Source organism: Roseomonas fluvialis, from assembly GCF_022846615.1.
In the GTDB taxonomy this organism is placed as follows: domain Bacteria; phylum Pseudomonadota; class Alphaproteobacteria; order Acetobacterales; family Acetobacteraceae; genus Neoroseomonas; species Neoroseomonas fluvialis.
Genome location: NZ_AP025637.1, coordinates 3,075,589 through 3,091,665 on the forward strand (window position 1 = coordinate 3,075,589; position 16,077 = coordinate 3,091,665).

Consider the following 16,077-nt stretch of genomic DNA (forward strand, 5'->3'; position numbering starts at 1 on the left):
CCCCGCATGACCGACCGCACCGCCCCCACCGCGCACCCAATCGAACCGGCACTCGCCGCGCGCTGGAGCCCGCGTTCCTACGAAGACCGCGCCGTACCCGCGGCCGCACTCGCGCAATGCCTGGAAGCCGCGCGCTGGGCGGCCTCCTGCATCAACGAACAGCCCTGGACCTACCTGGTCACGCGCAAGACGGAGGAAGCCGACGCGCACGCGAAGCTGCTGGCCTGCCTGTCGCCCAACAACCAGGGCTGGGCCGGGCGTGCGCCGGTGCTGATGCTGGCTGTCGCGCGCAGCATCTTCGCCGCCTCCGGCAAGCCCAACCGCCATGCGGCCTACGACCTCGGCCAGGCGACCGCGAACCTGGCGGCGCAGGCCGCAGCCCTCGGCCTGCAGGCGCATCAGATGGCCGGCTTCGACGCCGCCGCCGCACGCGCCGCCTTCGCCATTCCGGAAGGCTTCGAACCGATGGCGGCGATCACGCTCGGCTACCCCGGCCCGGCCGCTGCCCTGCCCGAGGCGCTGGCCGCGCGCGAGACCGCGCCGCGCGCCCGCAAGCCGATCGCGGAATTCGCCCATATGGGCGCATGGGGCGCGATGGGGTCGCCCGCATGACCGACGCAGCCCTCCTCGACGACCTGGCCTTGCGCAAGCTGGTGCAGGACTGGGCCGTCTGGCGCGACGCCGGCGACTGGGACCGCTTCGCCACCTGCTGGCACGACGACGCCCGCATGATGGCCACCTGGTTCCAGGGCCCCGCCAGTGAGTTCATCAAGGTCTCCCGCGCCGGCTTCGAACGCGGCGTGCGCATCCTGCACTTCCTGGGCGGCACCAGCGTCGATCTCGCCGGCACGCGCGCCATCGTGCAGACCAAGATGACGATCAGCCAGCGCGCGCAGGCCGAAGGCGTGCTGGTCGACGTGGTCTGCACCGGGCGCTTCTACGATTTCTGCGAAAAGCGGAACGGCCGCTGGGCCGTGGTGCTGCGCCAGCCGATCTACGAAAAGGACCGCATGGACGCTGTCACCCCCGGCACCGCGCCGGTGCTGGACCCCGCGCTCCTCGCGCAATTCCCCGAAGGCTACCGCCACCTCGCCTATATCCAGACGCGCATCGGCTACCAGGTGAAGCGCGACATGCCCGGCCTGTCGGGGCCGGAGGTGACGGCGCTCTACGCCTCGGGCGCGCGATGGCTCGCGGGGGAAGTGCTGGACCGGTGAGGGTGCGCGTTGGAAAGGCGCCCTGCCCTCTCCACACCGCGAAGCAGTGCTTCGCACCCCACCAAGCGCTGACGGCTCTTGGAACCCCCGACTAAACCTCCGCGGTCCAGGGGGCCATAGCCCCCTGGGCGGGAGGCGTCCGGGGAGGGCAGAGCCCTCCCCCTCACCCGCCCCTCACGGCAGCATCTTCCCCGGGTTCATCACGCCCCCAGGGTCGATCGCCCCCTTCACCGCGCGCATCAGGTCCAGTGCCACGCTGTCCTTGTGCAGGGCCATGGCGTGGCGTTTCGACTGCCCGATTCCGTGTTCGGCCGAGAACGACCCGCCGAGTTCCACGGCGATGGCGTTTACCGCCGCCTCGGCGCCGGCGGCGCGCGCGCGCCATGCCTCGCGTGACATGCCGGGCGGCGCGTCCAGGCTCACATGGATATTGCCGTCCCCGGCGTGGCCCAGTGCGATGAACCCGCCTTCTGGCCAGCCTTGGGCGAAGGCCTCGCCCACGCGCCTGCAGAATTCCGGCACGGCCGAGACCGGCACCGAGGTATCCGCGTTCACCGAGGGCCCGTGCCGGCGGTGGCAATCGGGCCAGTCCTCGCGGATGCGCCAGAAGGTCGCGCGCTGGGCTTCGCTGTCGGCCAGCGCGGCGTCGGTCACCTCGGCCGCTTCCATGGCGGCGGCGAGGGTGTCTTCCAGCATTTCGCGCAGCGGCACCGCGGGGTGGGCGGCGGCGATCTCCACCATCACGTACCAGGGGCTTTCGACCGGCAGCGGGGATCGCAGCCCGTTGCCCATGACCTCCACGATCTCGAGGCAGCGGCGGATGATGAGTTCGAAGGCGATCACCTCCGCCCCGCTCGCCATCATGCGCGAGAACAGCGACAGCGCGGCGTCCGGCGAGGGCACCGCGACGAAGGCCGTCTCGACACGCTTCAACGACGGCACTAGGCGCAGCGCAGCGGCCGTGATGACGCCGAGCGTGCCCTCCCCGCCCAGGAACAGGTGCCGCAGCGCGTAGCCGGAATTGTCCTTGCGCACGCGCCGCAGGTCGTTGAGCACGCGCCCATCCGGCAGCACGACCTCAAGCCCCAGCACCAGGTCGCGTGCGTTGCCCCAGCGCAGCGTGCGGATGCCGCCGGCATTGGTCGACAGCGCACCACCCACCATGGCGGAACCCTGTGCGCCCCAGGACAGCGGGAACAGCCGATCCACCGCGGCCGCCGCCTGCTGCACGGTCTGGATGACGCAGCCGGCTTCGGCCACCAACGAGAAGTCCCGCGCATCCACATCGCGGATGCGGTTCAACCGTTCGAGGCTGAGGACAACCGCGGGCGGCCCGTTCTCCGCCACCACCGCGCCGCCGCACAGCCCGGTGCGGCCGCCGGCCGGCACGATGGCCAGGCCCTCGGACGCGCAGGCCCGCACCACCGCCTGCACCTCCGCCACGCTGCCGGGCCGCAGCACGGCGAGCGGCGTGCCGCGATAGGCCCCGCGCCAATCGACGGCATAGGGCGCGAGGTCCTCCTCCGCCGTCAGACAGTTGTTCGCGCCGAGCGTTGCGGCGAGGTGCTGGATCGTTCCCATGGGCCCGATCCTGCGCCCGCCGCGCGCCCGGTCAAGCGGGCAGGTAGCCGACCAGGTCCTCGGCGCGCATCGCTTCACAATAGATCCGGTTGAGGATCTCCACCTCCCGCGTGTGGAGTTCCATCGTGCCGGCGGCGCAGGCGTCCTCGACCAGGATCACGTCGAAGGATTCATCGGCCAGGGACCGCACGGTGGAACTCACGCACTGGTCGGTGAAGATGCCGCAGCAGGCGACATGCGTGATGCCCATGTTGTGCAGCACCAGGCGCAGGTTGGTCCCGGTCAGCGCGGAATCGGTGGTCTTGGTGACCACCACCTCGCCGGGGGCCGGCGCCAGCGCGGGGATGATCTGCGACGGCTCCTCGTCCTTCGGCAGGAACAGGTCGTTCCAGCCGGGCTTCTTCTGGCTGAGCGAGCGGTCGCGCCCGTCCGGCGTCAGGCACGCGATGCGCGCGAAGACCACCGGCCCCGCCCCTGCGCGGAAGCGTTCGATCAGCCGCGCGATGGTGGGAATCACCAGACCGTGCATGCGCGCGTGGAAGCCATCCCAGCCCGCGTCGCGCGCCGCCTCGGCGGGGGTCAGCGCGCTGCGGTCGGGGCGTGCGAGGTAGGTGTTCTGCACGTCGATCACCAGCAGCGCGACGCGGCCCTTCACCAGCACCGGGTCCGGCGCCTCGGGCGCGCCGTCGTAGTAGAAGGACCGCCAGGCGGTCTTCCAGCCGGTCATGCCGCCTTCTCCGGGTACATTGCGGCGATGGCGTCCGGTGTCGCGGGGATGCGCCCGCGCTCGGTGATCAGGCCGGTCACCAGCCGCGCCGGCGTCACGTCGAAGGCCGGGTTGGCGGCGGGGCTGCCGGCGGCGGCGACGCGGATGGTCTCGATGCGCCCATCCGCGGTGCGGCCGGTCAGGTCCGTGACCTCGGCCGGCGAGCGTTCCTCGATCGGAATCTCCGCGACACCGTCGCCCACGCGCATATCCAGCGTCGAATGCGGCAGCGCGACCCAGAAGGGCACGCCGTTGTCGCGCGCCGCCAGCGCCTTGAGATACGTCCCGATCTTGTTCGCGACGTCGCCGGTGCGCGTGACGCGATCGGTGCCGACGATGACCAGGTCCACCTGCCCGTGCTGCATCAGGTGCCCGCCGGCATTGTCAGCCACCACCGTATGCGCCACGCCATGCGCGCCGAGCTCGAAGGCCGTCAGCGCCGCGCCCTGGTTGCGCGGGCGGGTCTCGTCCACCCAGACATGCACGGGAATGCCGGCATCATGCGCCATGTAGATCGGCGCCAGCGCGGTGCCCCAATCGACGGTCGCGAGCCAGCCGGCATTGCAATGCGTCAGGATGTTCACGCGCGGCTTGCGCGCCGCGATCTCCGCGATCAGCGGCAGGCCGTTGCGGCCGATCGCCTCGCAGGTGGCGGCGTCATCGTCGGCGATGGCGGCGGCCTCGGCATAGGCCGCCGCCGTACGGTCCTGCACCGGCAGGTTCCGCAGCGCGCCCAGCATCCGGTCGATCGCCCAACGCAGGTTGATCGCCGTCGGGCGGGTCTCCGCCAGCATTGCGCAAACGCCCTCCAGCGCTGAAGGATCGCGCCGCATCGCCAGCGCAACGCCATAGGCCGCCGTCGCGCCGATCAGCGGCGCCCCGCGCGTCTGCATGGACCGGATGGCGTGCGCCACCTGATCCTCATCGACCAACCGCAGCCATTCGACGGCCCAGGGCAGCCGCGTCTGGTCGAGGATGCGCACCGACCAGCCATCGGCCTCGTCGATCCGCACGCTGCGGTGCCATACGCCGTCGATCCTCATGCGCCTCTCCGTGGTGTCAGGCGACCAGCCGCACCGGGCCGGGATACTGCCCCAGCGCACGGTCGGCGGTCAGCAGCGTCGCACCCTCGGTCTCGGCCTGGGCGAGCAGGATGCGGCCGAAGGGGTCGCGATGCAGCGGCGGCAGGCGCATGAGCGCGACCGCATGCTCGGCGGTGATGGGCAACTCGCGATACCCGGCCGCCATCAGCCCGCCGCGCAGCACGCGCGCATCCAGCGTGAAATCGGTGCGGCCCAGACCGGCCTTCACCACCACCTCCCAGATCGACGCCGCGCTGAACAGCAGGTCATGCGCCGGGTCCTCGATCAGCGCGCGGGCTCCGGGCGTCAGCCGCGCATCGTCCAGCGCCGCCCACAGCAGCAGATGCGTATCCAGCAGCAGCAGGCTCACGCGCCGCCGAACTGCCGCTCGATCTCGGCCTGCCCCATGGTGTCGAAATCGGCGGGCACGGCGAAGGCGCCGGCGAGGAAACCGATGCGCTTCGCCGGCGCGTCGCTGGCCGACAGCGGCACCAGCTTCGCCACGGGCCTGCCTGCCTTGGCGATGACCACGCTCTCCCCGGCCCCGACACGGTCGACCAGGCGGGAGAAATGCGTCTTGGCGTCATGGATGTTCAGCGTGGACATATCGGAAAGCTGATGGACTAAGTCCATCTAGTCCACTCAAATCCGCTGATGCAGCGCACAGACCAGCGTGAACAGCCGCCGCGCCGTCTCGAAGTCCACGTCGATGCGCCCCTTCAGCCGCGCCTGGAGCAGCTCCGCACCCTCGTTGTGCAGCCCGCGCCGTCCCATGTCGATCGCCTGCACCCGGCTTTCCGGGCCGGATTCCGCCACCGCCTGCTCATGCGCCTCGACCACCATGTGGTAGTCCTTGATCAGGCGCCGGAACGGACCGAGCGCCAGCGCCAGCACATGCAGCGGCCGGTTGTCGACATCGCGTATGTCCAACACCAGCCGCCCCTCGCGCACCGACACCGCCAGCGCATAGGGCCCCTTGGGCAGGTTCGGCGGGTCGAAGCGGTTGCCGGTCAGCAGGTCCGCGATCGCCTGGCGGCGATCCGCCTCGGCATAGACCGACGGCGCCGGCGGTTCCTCCGGCAGTTCGATCCGGACCAGGCGCTGTTCAGGCATCGGGCGCGGGCCTTCGCGTCGGCGCCACCACCACCGGCGCGCCCTGCTCGTCCCCCGTGAGGCCAAGCCGCATCATCCACGCCACCACCGCCCCCTTCACCGGGCGCAGCAGCAGCGTGCACACGATGGCGAAGGCCGGCAGCCAGATCGCCATGTGCACCCACATCTCGGGCCGCCAGAACCGTTCCACCAGGAACACGCCCGGCAGCAGCACGTGCCCGGCCAGGAAGATGGTGAAATAGGGCGGCGCGTCGTCGGCGCGGATGCGCCCGAGCGGCGCATGGCAGTGCGAACATTCATCGACCACCCGCAGGTAGCCGCTGAACAGGCGGCCCTGCCCGCAGGCGGGGCACCGCCCCATCGCGCCACGCAACAGCGCCACGCCGGCCGGCACGTGCAACATGGGTTCCACGGGCGCATCCCGCACCGGACCCTGGGGCATCGGCGTTCCTTTCGCGGGCACTCTCGCGGCGCCCATTGTGCAACGCAGCACAATCCACCCTTGCCGGACGGATTTCAAGCACCGTCACGCCAACGGGGCTTGATGCCCGCACCGGCGCGGCGTCAACATGGGTCATGGCCGAACGCATCCTCGTCATCAATCCCAATTCCAGCCTGTCCTGCACGGACGGCATCGCCGCCGCGATCGCGCCCTTCGCCGCGCCGGGCCTGCCCCGCCTGGACGTGACGCGCCTGCCGGACAGCCCGGGCGCGATCGTGACGTGGCGCGACTGGTACGGCGTGGCCGAACCCCTGTGCCGGATGGTCGAGAGCGAGGCCGCCGACGCCTACGTGATCGCCTGCGTCTCCGACCCCGGGCTGGAAGCCGTGCGCACCGTCACCGACCGCCCGGTCTTCGGCCCGCTGCGCTGCGCCGTCGCCGCCGCCATGATGCGCGGCGAGCGCTTCGGCATCATCGCCTTCACCGACAAGTCGAAGCCGCGTCAGCGCCGCGCGCTGCAATCCATGGGCGTGGACACGCGCCTCGCCGGCACCATCCCGCTCAACCTCGACATGGAGGTGCTGACCGACCCGGTCGCGCCCCGCGCCCGCCTCGCGGAAGCCGCGCGGGAACTGGTCGCGATGGGTGCCGAGGCGGTGATCCTCGGCTGCGCCGGCATGGCCGGCCACCGCGCCTTCGCCGAACAGGCCTGCGGCGTGCCGGTGATCGAACCCTGCCAGGCGGCGGTGACGCAGGCGATCCTGTCGGTCGTCGCGGCGCGCGGCGCGGGGATGCGACTCGCGGCCGAATAACGGCCTGCGCGACGCGACTATCTAAACAGGCGCGCTGTGCGGCGGTGGCGCCAAGACGCCGACGGCGGCGCCGGCAACGCGACCTGACCCTGCCCGAAGCGTCACGACCGCGTCCGGCCTGCCCGCTGCCTGCCCGTGCTCCGATCGCCGGCGCCGCGACACCGCCCCTCTCGCTGGCGTCGGCACACGCCGGCGCGGGCCGTCGCCACCCCGGCGCAAGCCACCGCCATCGATACCGGCACGGCAGCCCGCGCACATCATCGTCACGACAACGTCGCCCCGCGCGCGATGCCGCCATGGCAGACTTCGCCGGTGATGCGCCGCCTGCTCCTCCTCGCCGCCCTGCTGCCCGCCACCGCCGGCGCGGTCCCGCCTGCGGACCCGCCGGGCGACCCGATCGCGCGCGAGGCCATCCGCCTCGCCGAGACCGGCCGCTACGACCTCTCGGTCCCCATGCTCGAAGCGGTGCTCGCCCGCCTGCCCGGCGACCCGGACATCCTCACCTACCTGGCCCTCGCGCTGCGCAGTACGGGTCGTCATGCCGAGGCCGAGGCCCGCTACGACCAGGCGCTCGCCCGCGACGCCGCGCACCTGCCCGCCCTCGCCTACCAGGGCGTGCTGTACCTGCAGACCGGCCGGCGCGACCGGGCGGAGGCGAACATGCGTCGGCTCGAAGCCCTCTGCCCGACCGGCTGCCCCGCCCGCGACGAACTGGCGCGCGAGATCGCCGCGCGCCGCTGACCGGCCGGCCCCCGGCTTGATCCGCCGGGCCCGGTTTCCCATGTCTCCGGGAGCGCAACATCGAAGGGAAAGGAGCGCCGCATGACCGAACCCGTGCCAGCCGGCGCTCCCCGGCTGCGCCACCCCGGCCTCTAGGCAGGCCCCGAGCGGCTGCATGCCGCCGGCCGGGCGACACGTCCGGCCTGGCCGTGTGCCGACCCATGCGGGCCGCCCCGCGCCGGCGCCGACCCCTCCCGCGCGCTCGCCCCACGATGCGCCCACCGGCGCCGGTCCCGACGGACCGCGCCGCCCCGACACGCCCTGACAAGGACGCGGCTGCGCCGCGCGCCGATCCATGACCGAGACCACCACCCTGCGCGCGGAGCCCTTCCGCGCGACCTTCCGTTTCCTCCTGGCCCGCTGGCGGCGGGAGGGCAGCGCCGCACCGCTCGCCACCGGCCTCATGCTGGCCGCCGTGCTGTGCGACGTGGCGATGCCGCTGCTCGCCGGCCGGCTGACCGATGCCGTCGCCGGCGGCGCGCCCGGCGCCGCCGCCACCGCGGCCTGGCTACTCGCCGCCATGCTCGGCTTCGGCGCGCTGATGGCCGTGCTGCGCTACGCCGCCATCCGCGCCGTGATCCGCCTGACGCTCGGCAACATGACCGGCCTCGCACAGGACAGTTTCGCGCGCGTGCAGCGGCTGTCGGCCGACTGGCATGCCGGCACCTTCGCGGGGTCCACGGTCCGGAAGATCTCGCGCGGGATGTGGGCGCTCGACCTGCTGAACGACACGGTGCTGCTGGCGCTGCTGCCTTCGGTGATGGTGCTGCTCGGCTCGGCGGCGATGCTCGCCCTCGTCTCGCCCTGGCTTGGCCTGGTGGTGCTGGTGGGCGCGCTCGCGCATCTCGCGCTGACGGCCGCGCTGTCGGTGCTCTGGGTGGCGCCGGCCTCGCGCCTGTCGAATGGCTGGGACAGCCGTCTGGGCGGCGCGCTGGCGGATGCCATCGGCGCCAACGCGGTGGTGAAATCCTTCGCCGCCGAAGCGCGGGAGGATGCGCTGCTCGCCCGCCTGCTCGGCCGCTGGCGCGGGCGCACGCTGCGCGCCTGGAATCGCGGCACCGCGGCGAATGCGCTGCAGGATGCCTCGTTGCTGGTGCTGCGCGCCGGCGTGCTCGGCGCCGCGCTGCTGCTGTGGCACCTGGGCCAGGCCAGCGCCGGCGACGTGGTCGCGACCCTGACCATGTTCCTGGTGGTGCAGGGCTACCTGCGCGATGCCGGCTACCACATCTCGAACCTGCAGCGCAGCGTGAACGAACTGGAGGACGCGGTCGCGCTCGAGGCCGCCACGCCGGCCATTGCCGACGCCCCCGCCGCCCCCGCGCTGCAGGTCACGCAGGGCCGCATCGCCTTCGAGCGCGTCGGCTTCCGCTACGGCGGTCACGCCACGCCGCTCTATCGCGACCTCGATATCCGCATCGCGGGTGGCGAGCGCATCGGCCTGGTCGGCCACTCCGGTTCCGGCAAGACCACACTGGTGAAGCTGCTGCAGCGCCTCCACGACCCGACCGAGGGCCGCGTCACCATCGACGGCCAGGACATCCGCGACGTCACGCAGGCCAGCCTGCGCCGGTCCATCGCGCTGGTCGCGCAGGAACCGGTGCTGTTCCACCGGTCGATCGCGGAGAACATCGCCTATGCCCGGCCCGGCGCGACCGAGGCCGAACTCCGTCGCGCCGCCGAATTGGCGCATGCGGATGGCTTCATCGCGCGCCTGCCGCGCGGGATGAACACGCTGGTGGGCGAACGCGGCGTGAAGCTGTCGGGCGGCGAGCGCCAGCGCATCGCCCTCGCGCGCGCCTTCCTGGCCGATGCGCCAATCCTGGTGCTGGACGAGGCGACGGCGGCGCTCGATTCCGAAAGCGAGGCGCTGATCCAGGACGCGATGGAACGCCTGCTGCGCGGCCGCACCGCGCTGGTCATCGCGCATCGGCTGTCCACCGTGCGGGCGATGGACCGAATCCTGGTCTTCGACCGCGGGCAGGTCGCGGAGGAGGGCACGCACGCCACACTGCTGGCGCGCGAGGGCGGGATCTATGCCGGGCTGTTCCGCCGCCAGGCGATGGGGCTGGCCGAGGCCGCCTGACGCCTCACTGGAACGGGATGGCGATCTGCGGCGTGGTCTGCGGCGCGTCGCCGCCGCCGATCTCCATGTCGGTGCCGGGCGTGGGCGTCCCGGCCATGGAGCCGGCATAGGGGTCGGCCGCCTGCGCACGGTCGCGCCGCGCATCCTGCCCCAGCGCGCGGTCGAGGCGGCGGGCCGCCTGTTCCTCGGGCGTGCCGGCGGCGGCCGGGGGTGCGGCCTGCGGAACGTAGCTGACGGGGATGGGCGCCTGCTGCGCGCAGGCGGCGGAGAGCAGGAGGGCGGTCAGGAGGAAGCGGCGCATGGGACGGTTCATTCTCACGGTCATGAGCGTGACCGTAGCGCCTGGAGCGCGCCGGCGGAATCGCCGAAGTCGGCGATCGGCGGAAAGCCCGGCGGCATGTCCCTGCCCGGCCGACCGAAGCGCCGCGACCGGCGCGCGAAGGCGGCGGGGATCGAACAGGCGCGGGCGTCGGCGGGGCAGCCAGTCGCGGCCGCCATCCGGTCCCGTCAGGCCGCCGCGCCGTGGGCCAGCACGAAATGCTCGGCAAACGGCCCGCCAGCGAAGTCGACCCGGCTCCCCTCCCCCTCGCGCAGCCGCAGCCCGGGCAGCAGCAGGATCTGGCGGATCGTCTCCGGGATGATGGCGTAGGCGACGAACTGGCCGAGGCACTCATGCGGCCCGAAGCCGGTATGCAGGTAGGCGGTCCGCCGCCGCTCGCGGAACGCGTCCGGTTCGGGGAACACGCCCGGATCGAACATCGCCGACCCGATCCCGGCCGCCACCCGCGTGCCGGCCGGCACGGCGGTCTCATACGGCGTGCCCGGGCCGAGCACGGCATCGGTGGCCGTGGTGCGGATCACGAAGGTCGTCATCGGGTTGAAGCGCAGCGCCTCCCACACGATCGCGTCGAGGACCGCTTCCTCGTTGCCGCGGGCGGCGCGCAGCGCGCGGGCCGCGACCTCCGGGCGCAGCAGGATCTGCTCGGTCGCATTGACGATCGCCTGCGACGACGTTTCGATTGCGCCGACCAGCAAGCCGCAGATGTTGCTCACGACCTGTTCGGGGTCGAGGCCCGACAGCCCGCCGGCGGTCAGCCGCAGCAGGCGCGACACCGTGTCCTCCCCCGCCGCCTGCGCCCAGGGCTGGCGCGCCGCAAGGAAGTCGCGCACCCAGGCGCGCATCTCGGCACCCGCCTGCACGCAGGCATCGTGCCGCGCCTTCACGTTGGCGATGTTGTGGAACATGTCCGCCTGGCTGGCCCAGGACCAGCGCAGCATCGCATCATCCGGCCCGGGAAACCCGAAGCACCGCTGCACTACGCGCAGCGGCACCAGGCGCGAAACGGCCTGCACCACATCGACCGTCGGCGGGGCGGTCGCGGCCAGCGCCTGCGCCGCCACCGCCGCGGCCAGCGCGCGGATGCCTGGCACGTCGTCCCAGCGCATCAGCGCGCGCATGACCGACTTGTCGCGCCAGTTCTCCTCCGCCCCGTCGCGCCCGAGCATGTAGGGCCCGACCGAGGGGTCCATCATCGGCGCATAGGTGACGCGGAAGGTCTCGTTGCGCGACAGCACGTCCACCACGTCGGTCCAGCGGCTGACCACGGTGAAGATGGGCAGCGGCAGCACCGGCCGGTCGGCGCGCAGTTCGGCGAACAGCGCGCGCCAATCCGCCCGCAGCCGCTGCATGAACAGCCCCGCACGCGCCGGGTCGTTGGGCGGCAGGGCATCGAGGGCGGCGAGGAAGCTCATGCGATCCCCCTTCGTGGCGCGGCGTTGGCGGCGGACGGTTCAGAAGACGGGCGCCGCTGGCGGGCTGCGCGGGTCCTGCGGCGCCATGTTCAACTCGTAGCTGAGCGGGCGGGTGGTGATGAGGCGGAACCGGCCATCGACGATCTGCAGCGAGAACAGGCCGGCGGCCGCGCCGTTCGGCGGCACGCAGGCGGCGGTCTCGCCGACGCGCCGCGCGCGCGTGTCGATGGTGCGGAAGCGGCCGTTCTGCCAGTCGAAATTGTCCTTGGTCATCCGCGCGGTGGCGGGGGCGCGGGGGCCACTGGCCTCGTTGTCCCGCACGCACAGGCCGCGATTACCGACGCGCCGCGACGTCACGTCGTCGTAGCGGCAGGACCCGCTGGCGTCGCGCGCCCACATCTTGTGGTAGTAGTGGAAGACGCCGGCCTCGTAGCGGATGAAGGCGATGGCGAGGCACTGGTAGTGGCCGAGAACGCGGCGCGAGCGCGCATCGACGTTGCGGACCTCGCCGAAATAGACCGGGTCGCCGCTGTCGGTCGCCCAGAAGCGCAGGCGCGCGGCGATGGCGTCGGGGTCGGTGATGGTTTCTGTCTGTGGCGCCGGCGTGGCGGGGCCGCGTTCGGGCTGGGCGTGCGCGGTAAGCGCGACGCCGAGTGCGGCCAGGGTGACGAGTGTTGCCCTCAGCATGTGCGTGCTCCTGGTTGGGACGCGGCGTGCGCGAGACGTATGGCGAGGGGGAAGATGGCAGGGGGGCGGGGTCGGGGATGCGATGCGGATCACAGCGACGGCCCGGGGAGAAGTCAGGCTGATTCATACGTCGGGCTTCGTGTGCGGCCTGCCGCTGAGGACGGCAGGGGGGACGGAAGCGATGTCCCGGCGACATCCTCTGGCTGGAAAGCGACTCAGAGACAGGAGCAGCACGCAGGGCACCGCCCGGATGCCGGCGCCACACCGGCAATGGTCAGTAAGGCAACCCTGCCCGCGCGTGCCCCTCCTCCATGCGCACAAGGGCCTCTCCGCGCATGATGTCGAGTGTCTGGAAATCGCCGATGCGGAGGTGTGGAAATCCACGCCGCAGCGCTTCTATCGAATTCCGCGCGACCCCGGTCGCGCCGGCATGGACCGCTGCCGGCGTCAGGTATCGGTGGACCCACCTCAAGGAGGGCTGGCGCTCGACGACGCGTGTGAGCGCGCGCGCCGAACGTGCATAATCACCAAGCCCGAAACACGCGACCCCGACGCCGATCAGCGAAAGCGCGCCATCGTACCCGTCGGGCCACCGATGATGCGTATGGCGAAACGCCTCGAGCCCTCGCCTCCAGTCCCCACGGTAGTTGTGGACCCATGCCAGGCGGCGCCACGCATCGGGCTGGTCAGGATCGAGCGCCAGCGTCGCAAGGCAAAGCCGTTCCGCCTCGTCCAGCCCGTTGCGATCGAAACTCTTGACCGCGGCGAGCATGGTCAGCACCTCGGGGTCGTCCGGAGCCAGCGCGAGGGCGCGTGCGGCATGCATATCCATCCGACGCAATGGGTCTGCCGCATCGTGCGTGAAGTGGTGGATCGCGCTTTGCCCCAGGCACCGTCCGGCGAGCGCATGTGCCCGCGCATGCGCTGGATCGCGGTGCAGTGCATCGTTGAGCAGATCGAGTGCGATGGCGACCCCCCCGATGTCCGTGGTTCGGGCTGCCGCGCGTGCACGGGCAAACAGCGTATCGGGATCGGCGTGTTGGCGCGGCACGCGTCGAGCCACCGCCACGTGCTCGGCCTCGATGGCCGCCCAGACGTTCGCGATGCAGCGTTCAGCCCAGCTTGATCGCTCGCGGCGTGCGAGCGACGGCCGGCCGGTCCACGCCACGGCTCCGCGCAGCGGATTCACCAGCTCCAGCACGATGGTGTTGCCATCGAGCCTACCTTGCAGCCGGTATTGCACGGTCCGGCCAGGCCGTTGGCCAGAGCTGTCGTCGCTGAGCACGAGATCGCGGCGGCGGCAGATCGCGGCAGCCAGTTCATTCGTACTGCGGCGCGCATTCGCGACGTCACGAGGTGTCGTCGCCTCGATCGGGCGCAAGGCAATCACCCCGATGCAATGGGCTGGCGGCAGCCGCGCGCCGCCCCGTGCCGCGACGGATTGCCGATGGGTTGTCGAAGGTCGCTCGCCGAAAGCGCGCGCGTAGGCCATCGCGAAGCGCCCGGGATTCGTGAAGCCGTGCAGCAGCGCCGCTTCCAACACCGAGACGGTTTCGCCCGCCGCAAGCGTGCGCCGCGCCGCTTCCAGCCGCAGGTGTTGCACAAAGGCCTGCGGTGTGACGCCAAGCGCGCGGCGGAAGCTGCGCGCAAGCGTGCTTTGCGAAACGCCTGTGGCCATGGCCAGCGTTGCGACCGGCACCGAGGCAGCGGAATCGGCGGCCAGCGCCGATCGGATCGCATGCAGAGCCTGCCGCAGGGCTGCAGGCGCCACGCCCTCGTCGGCGGTGCTCGCGGGGTGCGGCGGGTGGCGTTGCCTGTTGGTCATCGCACTCCTCCCCCTCGCCTCTGATAGTCACATCAAACGACGGATTGCGGACAGTGTGCCGAATTCCGGCCAGACCGGCGACCAATGCACGGAGAGTATCGAGCCACCGAAACTTGAGCGGGAGGCCCGAACCATGACTCGCATCGAAGCGGATTTCCAGCGCCGTGCGCTGCTCGGCGGCGTGGGACTAGGCGTTGCCGCCACGCTGGCAACGGCACATCCGGCGGTTGTGACCGGCGCGAAGGCCCAGCCCGCCGCGAACGGCACGACGGCGCGGCCGATCGACGCGCTGGTGCATCGCCGTGCGACGGAGATTCGTGCGTCCTGCGTGCGCGCCACCAGCGCAATCCCGATCGCGCCCCACCCCGCCAATGGGGATGAGGCGCGCTATCCGAACGCCATCGGTTCGGACACGCGCAGCCTGCCGCACAACGAACGCGGAGAAGTCGATCCGGCCGCATGGCGCGCGTACGTGGTGGCGTGCCAGTCGGGTGAATCGGCAGACTTCGAGAAGGTGCCGCTCGGTGGCGTGCGCCGGCTCGGCAATCCGCTCGGCACATTGGCAGTCAGCTTCTGTGGCCTCGATCCGACGCAGATCGCGATCCCGGCCCCGCCCACGCTGACCAGCGCGGAGCGCGCCGGCGAGGCGGTCGAGGCCTATTGGCACGCGCTGCTGCGAGACGTGCCGCTCGCCGAATACCAGGACGCCACCGAGAACCGCGACGTGCTGGCGGCCTGCGGCGAGCTGAGCCGCCTGGGTGATTTCCGCGGCCCCAAGGCGGGCGGCCGCGTCACGCCGGCAACGCTGTTCCGCGGCACGGCCCTTTACTTCGACGCCGCGGACCCGCGGGGCCGGGTGGCGACGCCGCCCGGGGTCCTCGATGGGCCGATGGTCTCGCAGTTCCTGCTGCGCGACGTACCCTTCGGATCGCAGTGGATCAGCGCGCGCATCCGCCCCGCAACGCCGGGAAGCGAATTCTTGACGACCTATGAGGACTGGCTGCGCGCGCAGAACGGCCAGCCGCCGCAGCGCGGCGTGCAGTTCGAGGCAACGCCGCGCTACATCGCCACCGGCCGCGACCTGGCGGAATGGGTCCGCCACCTCCCGTTGTTCCAGACGACGGTGTTGCTGCTTCTCACCACCGGCGCCTTCGCGCCCGATCCGCGCTTCGGCGGCATGTTCCCGGGGGCGCAGCCGCCGACACCCGCCTCGAACCCGTATCGCAGCCTCCGCACCCAGAATCCGGCTTCGTCCTTCGGGCCGCCCCACATCATGGCGCTGCTCTCCGAAGGAACGAACAACGTCATCCGCGCTGCGTACTGGCAGAAGTACTTCGTCCATCGCACGCTGCGGCCGGAGGCCTATGGCGGGCTGGCCCACCACAGGCTGGTCAATGGCGTGACCGACTATCCGCTGCCCGACGCATTCCTGCGGTCCGAGGCGCTGGACCGCACCCGGGCGAAGCAAGGGACGCACCTGCTGTCGCAAATCTATCCTGACGGTTCACCGAACTTCTCCGCCTATCCGGGCGGCGCATCGAGCGTCAGCTCGGTCACGGCGACGCTGCTGAAGGCCTTCTTCGACGAGAGCCGGGTGATCGAGAATCCGGTGCAACCGGATCCGCGCGATCCGACTCGCCTGGTGCCGTACAATGGCCCCGCACTCACGCTCGGCGGCGAGTTGAACAAGCTTGCGACCAACTATGGTTGCGCGCGCAACTGGGGCGGCATCCATTGGCGATCCGATGCGGCCGCATCGATGGTGATCGGCGAGGAGGTCGCCATCGGCATGCTGCGCGAGATCCGAATGACACTGCGCGAGCCCTTCGATGGCTTCAGCTTCACCGGCTTCGACGGGCGGCGCATCACAGTTTGACGCCCGCCTCGGCGGCCCCGATTCCGCGCGCGACGCCTGCCCTGGCGGCAGGCGTCGATGG

At 71.7% G+C, this 16,077-nt stretch carries 17 protein-coding genes; 6 read left to right on the plus strand and 11 right to left on the minus strand.

Translation table 11 applies throughout. The annotated features are described in order from the left end of the window. Positions 1 to 6: 6 nt before the first annotated feature. Both MWM08_RS14930 and MWM08_RS14935 read left to right on the plus strand, forming a co-directional pair. Entirely contained in the window at positions 7 to 612 is a 606-nt protein-coding gene (locus MWM08_RS14930) for a nitroreductase family protein (RefSeq protein WP_244407289.1), read from the plus strand. Beyond that, a complete protein-coding gene (locus MWM08_RS14935; protein WP_244407291.1) occupies positions 609 to 1,217 on the plus strand; it encodes a nuclear transport factor 2 family protein in 609 nt (202 codons plus the stop codon). Before MWM08_RS14930 ends, MWM08_RS14935 begins: the two co-directional genes overlap by 4 nt. 174 nt (positions 1,218 to 1,391) lie before the next feature. Here MWM08_RS14935 and MWM08_RS14940 read toward each other — a convergent pair whose 3' ends face one another. The 7 genes from MWM08_RS14940 to MWM08_RS14970 are packed head-to-tail and all read right to left on the minus strand — an operon-like array spanning position 1,392 to position 6,201. After that, a complete protein-coding gene (locus tag MWM08_RS14940; RefSeq protein WP_244407293.1) occupies positions 1,392 to 2,798 on the minus strand; it encodes an FAD-binding oxidoreductase in 1,407 nt (468 codons plus the stop codon). A gap of 31 nt (positions 2,799 to 2,829) precedes the next feature. Then, positions 2,830 to 3,525 carry a cysteine hydrolase family protein gene (locus MWM08_RS14945; protein ID WP_244407295.1) on the minus strand — a complete coding sequence of 232 codons (696 nt, stop codon included), beginning with the start codon at positions 3,523 to 3,525 and terminating at the stop codon, positions 2,830 to 2,832. Beyond that, positions 3,522 to 4,607: an S-methyl-5-thioribose-1-phosphate isomerase gene (gene mtnA / locus MWM08_RS14950; RefSeq protein ID WP_244407297.1), complete on the minus strand. Its 1,086-nt coding sequence runs from the start codon at positions 4,605 to 4,607 to the stop codon at positions 3,522 to 3,524. The genes MWM08_RS14945 and mtnA overlap by 4 nt, the downstream gene beginning before the upstream one ends. Positions 4,608 to 4,623: 16 nt before the next feature. Beyond that, on the minus strand, positions 4,624 to 5,016 hold the full coding sequence (locus tag MWM08_RS14955; RefSeq protein WP_244407298.1) for a type II toxin-antitoxin system VapC family toxin: 393 nt from the start codon (positions 5,014 to 5,016) through the stop codon (positions 4,624 to 4,626). Continuing rightward, on the minus strand, positions 5,013 to 5,252 hold the full coding sequence (locus MWM08_RS14960; protein WP_244407299.1) for a type II toxin-antitoxin system Phd/YefM family antitoxin: 240 nt from the start codon (positions 5,250 to 5,252) through the stop codon (positions 5,013 to 5,015). The genes MWM08_RS14955 and MWM08_RS14960 overlap by 4 nt, the downstream gene beginning before the upstream one ends. Positions 5,253 to 5,288: 36 nt before the next feature. Then, entirely contained in the window at positions 5,289 to 5,759 is a 471-nt protein-coding gene (locus tag MWM08_RS14965) for a UPF0262 family protein (RefSeq protein WP_244407300.1), read from the minus strand. After that, a complete protein-coding gene (locus tag MWM08_RS14970) occupies positions 5,752 to 6,201 on the minus strand; it encodes a DUF983 domain-containing protein (RefSeq protein ID WP_244407301.1) in 450 nt (149 codons plus the stop codon). The genes MWM08_RS14965 and MWM08_RS14970 overlap by 8 nt, the downstream gene beginning before the upstream one ends. A 134-nt stretch (positions 6,202 to 6,335) precedes the next feature. Between MWM08_RS14970 and MWM08_RS14975 the strand changes: the two genes are divergently transcribed. The 3 genes from MWM08_RS14975 to MWM08_RS14985 all read left to right on the plus strand — a co-directional run bounded on the left by MWM08_RS14975 (position 6,336) and on the right by MWM08_RS14985 (position 9,876). Continuing rightward, a complete protein-coding gene (locus MWM08_RS14975; RefSeq protein WP_244407302.1) occupies positions 6,336 to 7,013 on the plus strand; it encodes an aspartate/glutamate racemase family protein in 678 nt (225 codons plus the stop codon). A 315-nt stretch (positions 7,014 to 7,328) separates the two neighbouring features. Further along, complete coding sequence (locus MWM08_RS14980) at positions 7,329 to 7,754, plus strand: tetratricopeptide repeat protein (protein ID WP_244407303.1); 426 nt, start codon at positions 7,329 to 7,331, stop codon at positions 7,752 to 7,754. 334 nt (positions 7,755 to 8,088) lie between these two features. After that, positions 8,089 to 9,876 carry an ABC transporter ATP-binding protein gene (locus tag MWM08_RS14985; protein WP_244407304.1) on the plus strand — a complete coding sequence of 596 codons (1,788 nt, stop codon included), beginning with the start codon at positions 8,089 to 8,091 and terminating at the stop codon, positions 9,874 to 9,876. A 4-nt stretch (positions 9,877 to 9,880) separates the two neighbouring features. Here the strand turns inward: MWM08_RS14985 and MWM08_RS14990 are convergent, their stop codons facing one another. The 4 genes from MWM08_RS14990 to MWM08_RS15005 all read right to left on the minus strand — a co-directional run bounded on the left by MWM08_RS14990 (position 9,881) and on the right by MWM08_RS15005 (position 14,140). Continuing rightward, positions 9,881 to 10,189 (minus strand): hypothetical protein, encoded by a 309-nt coding sequence (locus MWM08_RS14990; protein ID WP_244407306.1) that lies wholly within the window; start codon positions 10,187 to 10,189, stop codon positions 9,881 to 9,883. A gap of 194 nt (positions 10,190 to 10,383) precedes the next feature. Next, entirely contained in the window at positions 10,384 to 11,628 is a 1,245-nt protein-coding gene (locus MWM08_RS14995) for a cytochrome P450 (RefSeq protein WP_244407307.1), read from the minus strand. Positions 11,629 to 11,667: 39 nt separating this feature from the next. Further along, complete coding sequence (locus tag MWM08_RS15000) at positions 11,668 to 12,315, minus strand: hypothetical protein (RefSeq protein ID WP_244407308.1); 648 nt, start codon at positions 12,313 to 12,315, stop codon at positions 11,668 to 11,670. Between the two features lie 274 nt (positions 12,316 to 12,589). Beyond that, positions 12,590 to 14,140 carry a helix-turn-helix domain-containing protein gene (locus MWM08_RS15005; protein WP_244407309.1) on the minus strand — a complete coding sequence of 517 codons (1,551 nt, stop codon included), beginning with the start codon at positions 14,138 to 14,140 and terminating at the stop codon, positions 12,590 to 12,592. On the opposite strand from MWM08_RS15005, the gene MWM08_RS15010 reads away from it, so the two are divergent. Further along, positions 14,133 to 16,016: a vanadium-dependent haloperoxidase gene (locus MWM08_RS15010; RefSeq protein WP_244407310.1), complete on the plus strand. Its 1,884-nt coding sequence runs from the start codon at positions 14,133 to 14,135 to the stop codon at positions 16,014 to 16,016. The two genes, MWM08_RS15005 and MWM08_RS15010, sit on opposite strands and share 8 nt — an antisense overlap. The last annotated feature ends 61 nt before the right edge of the window (positions 16,017 to 16,077 follow it).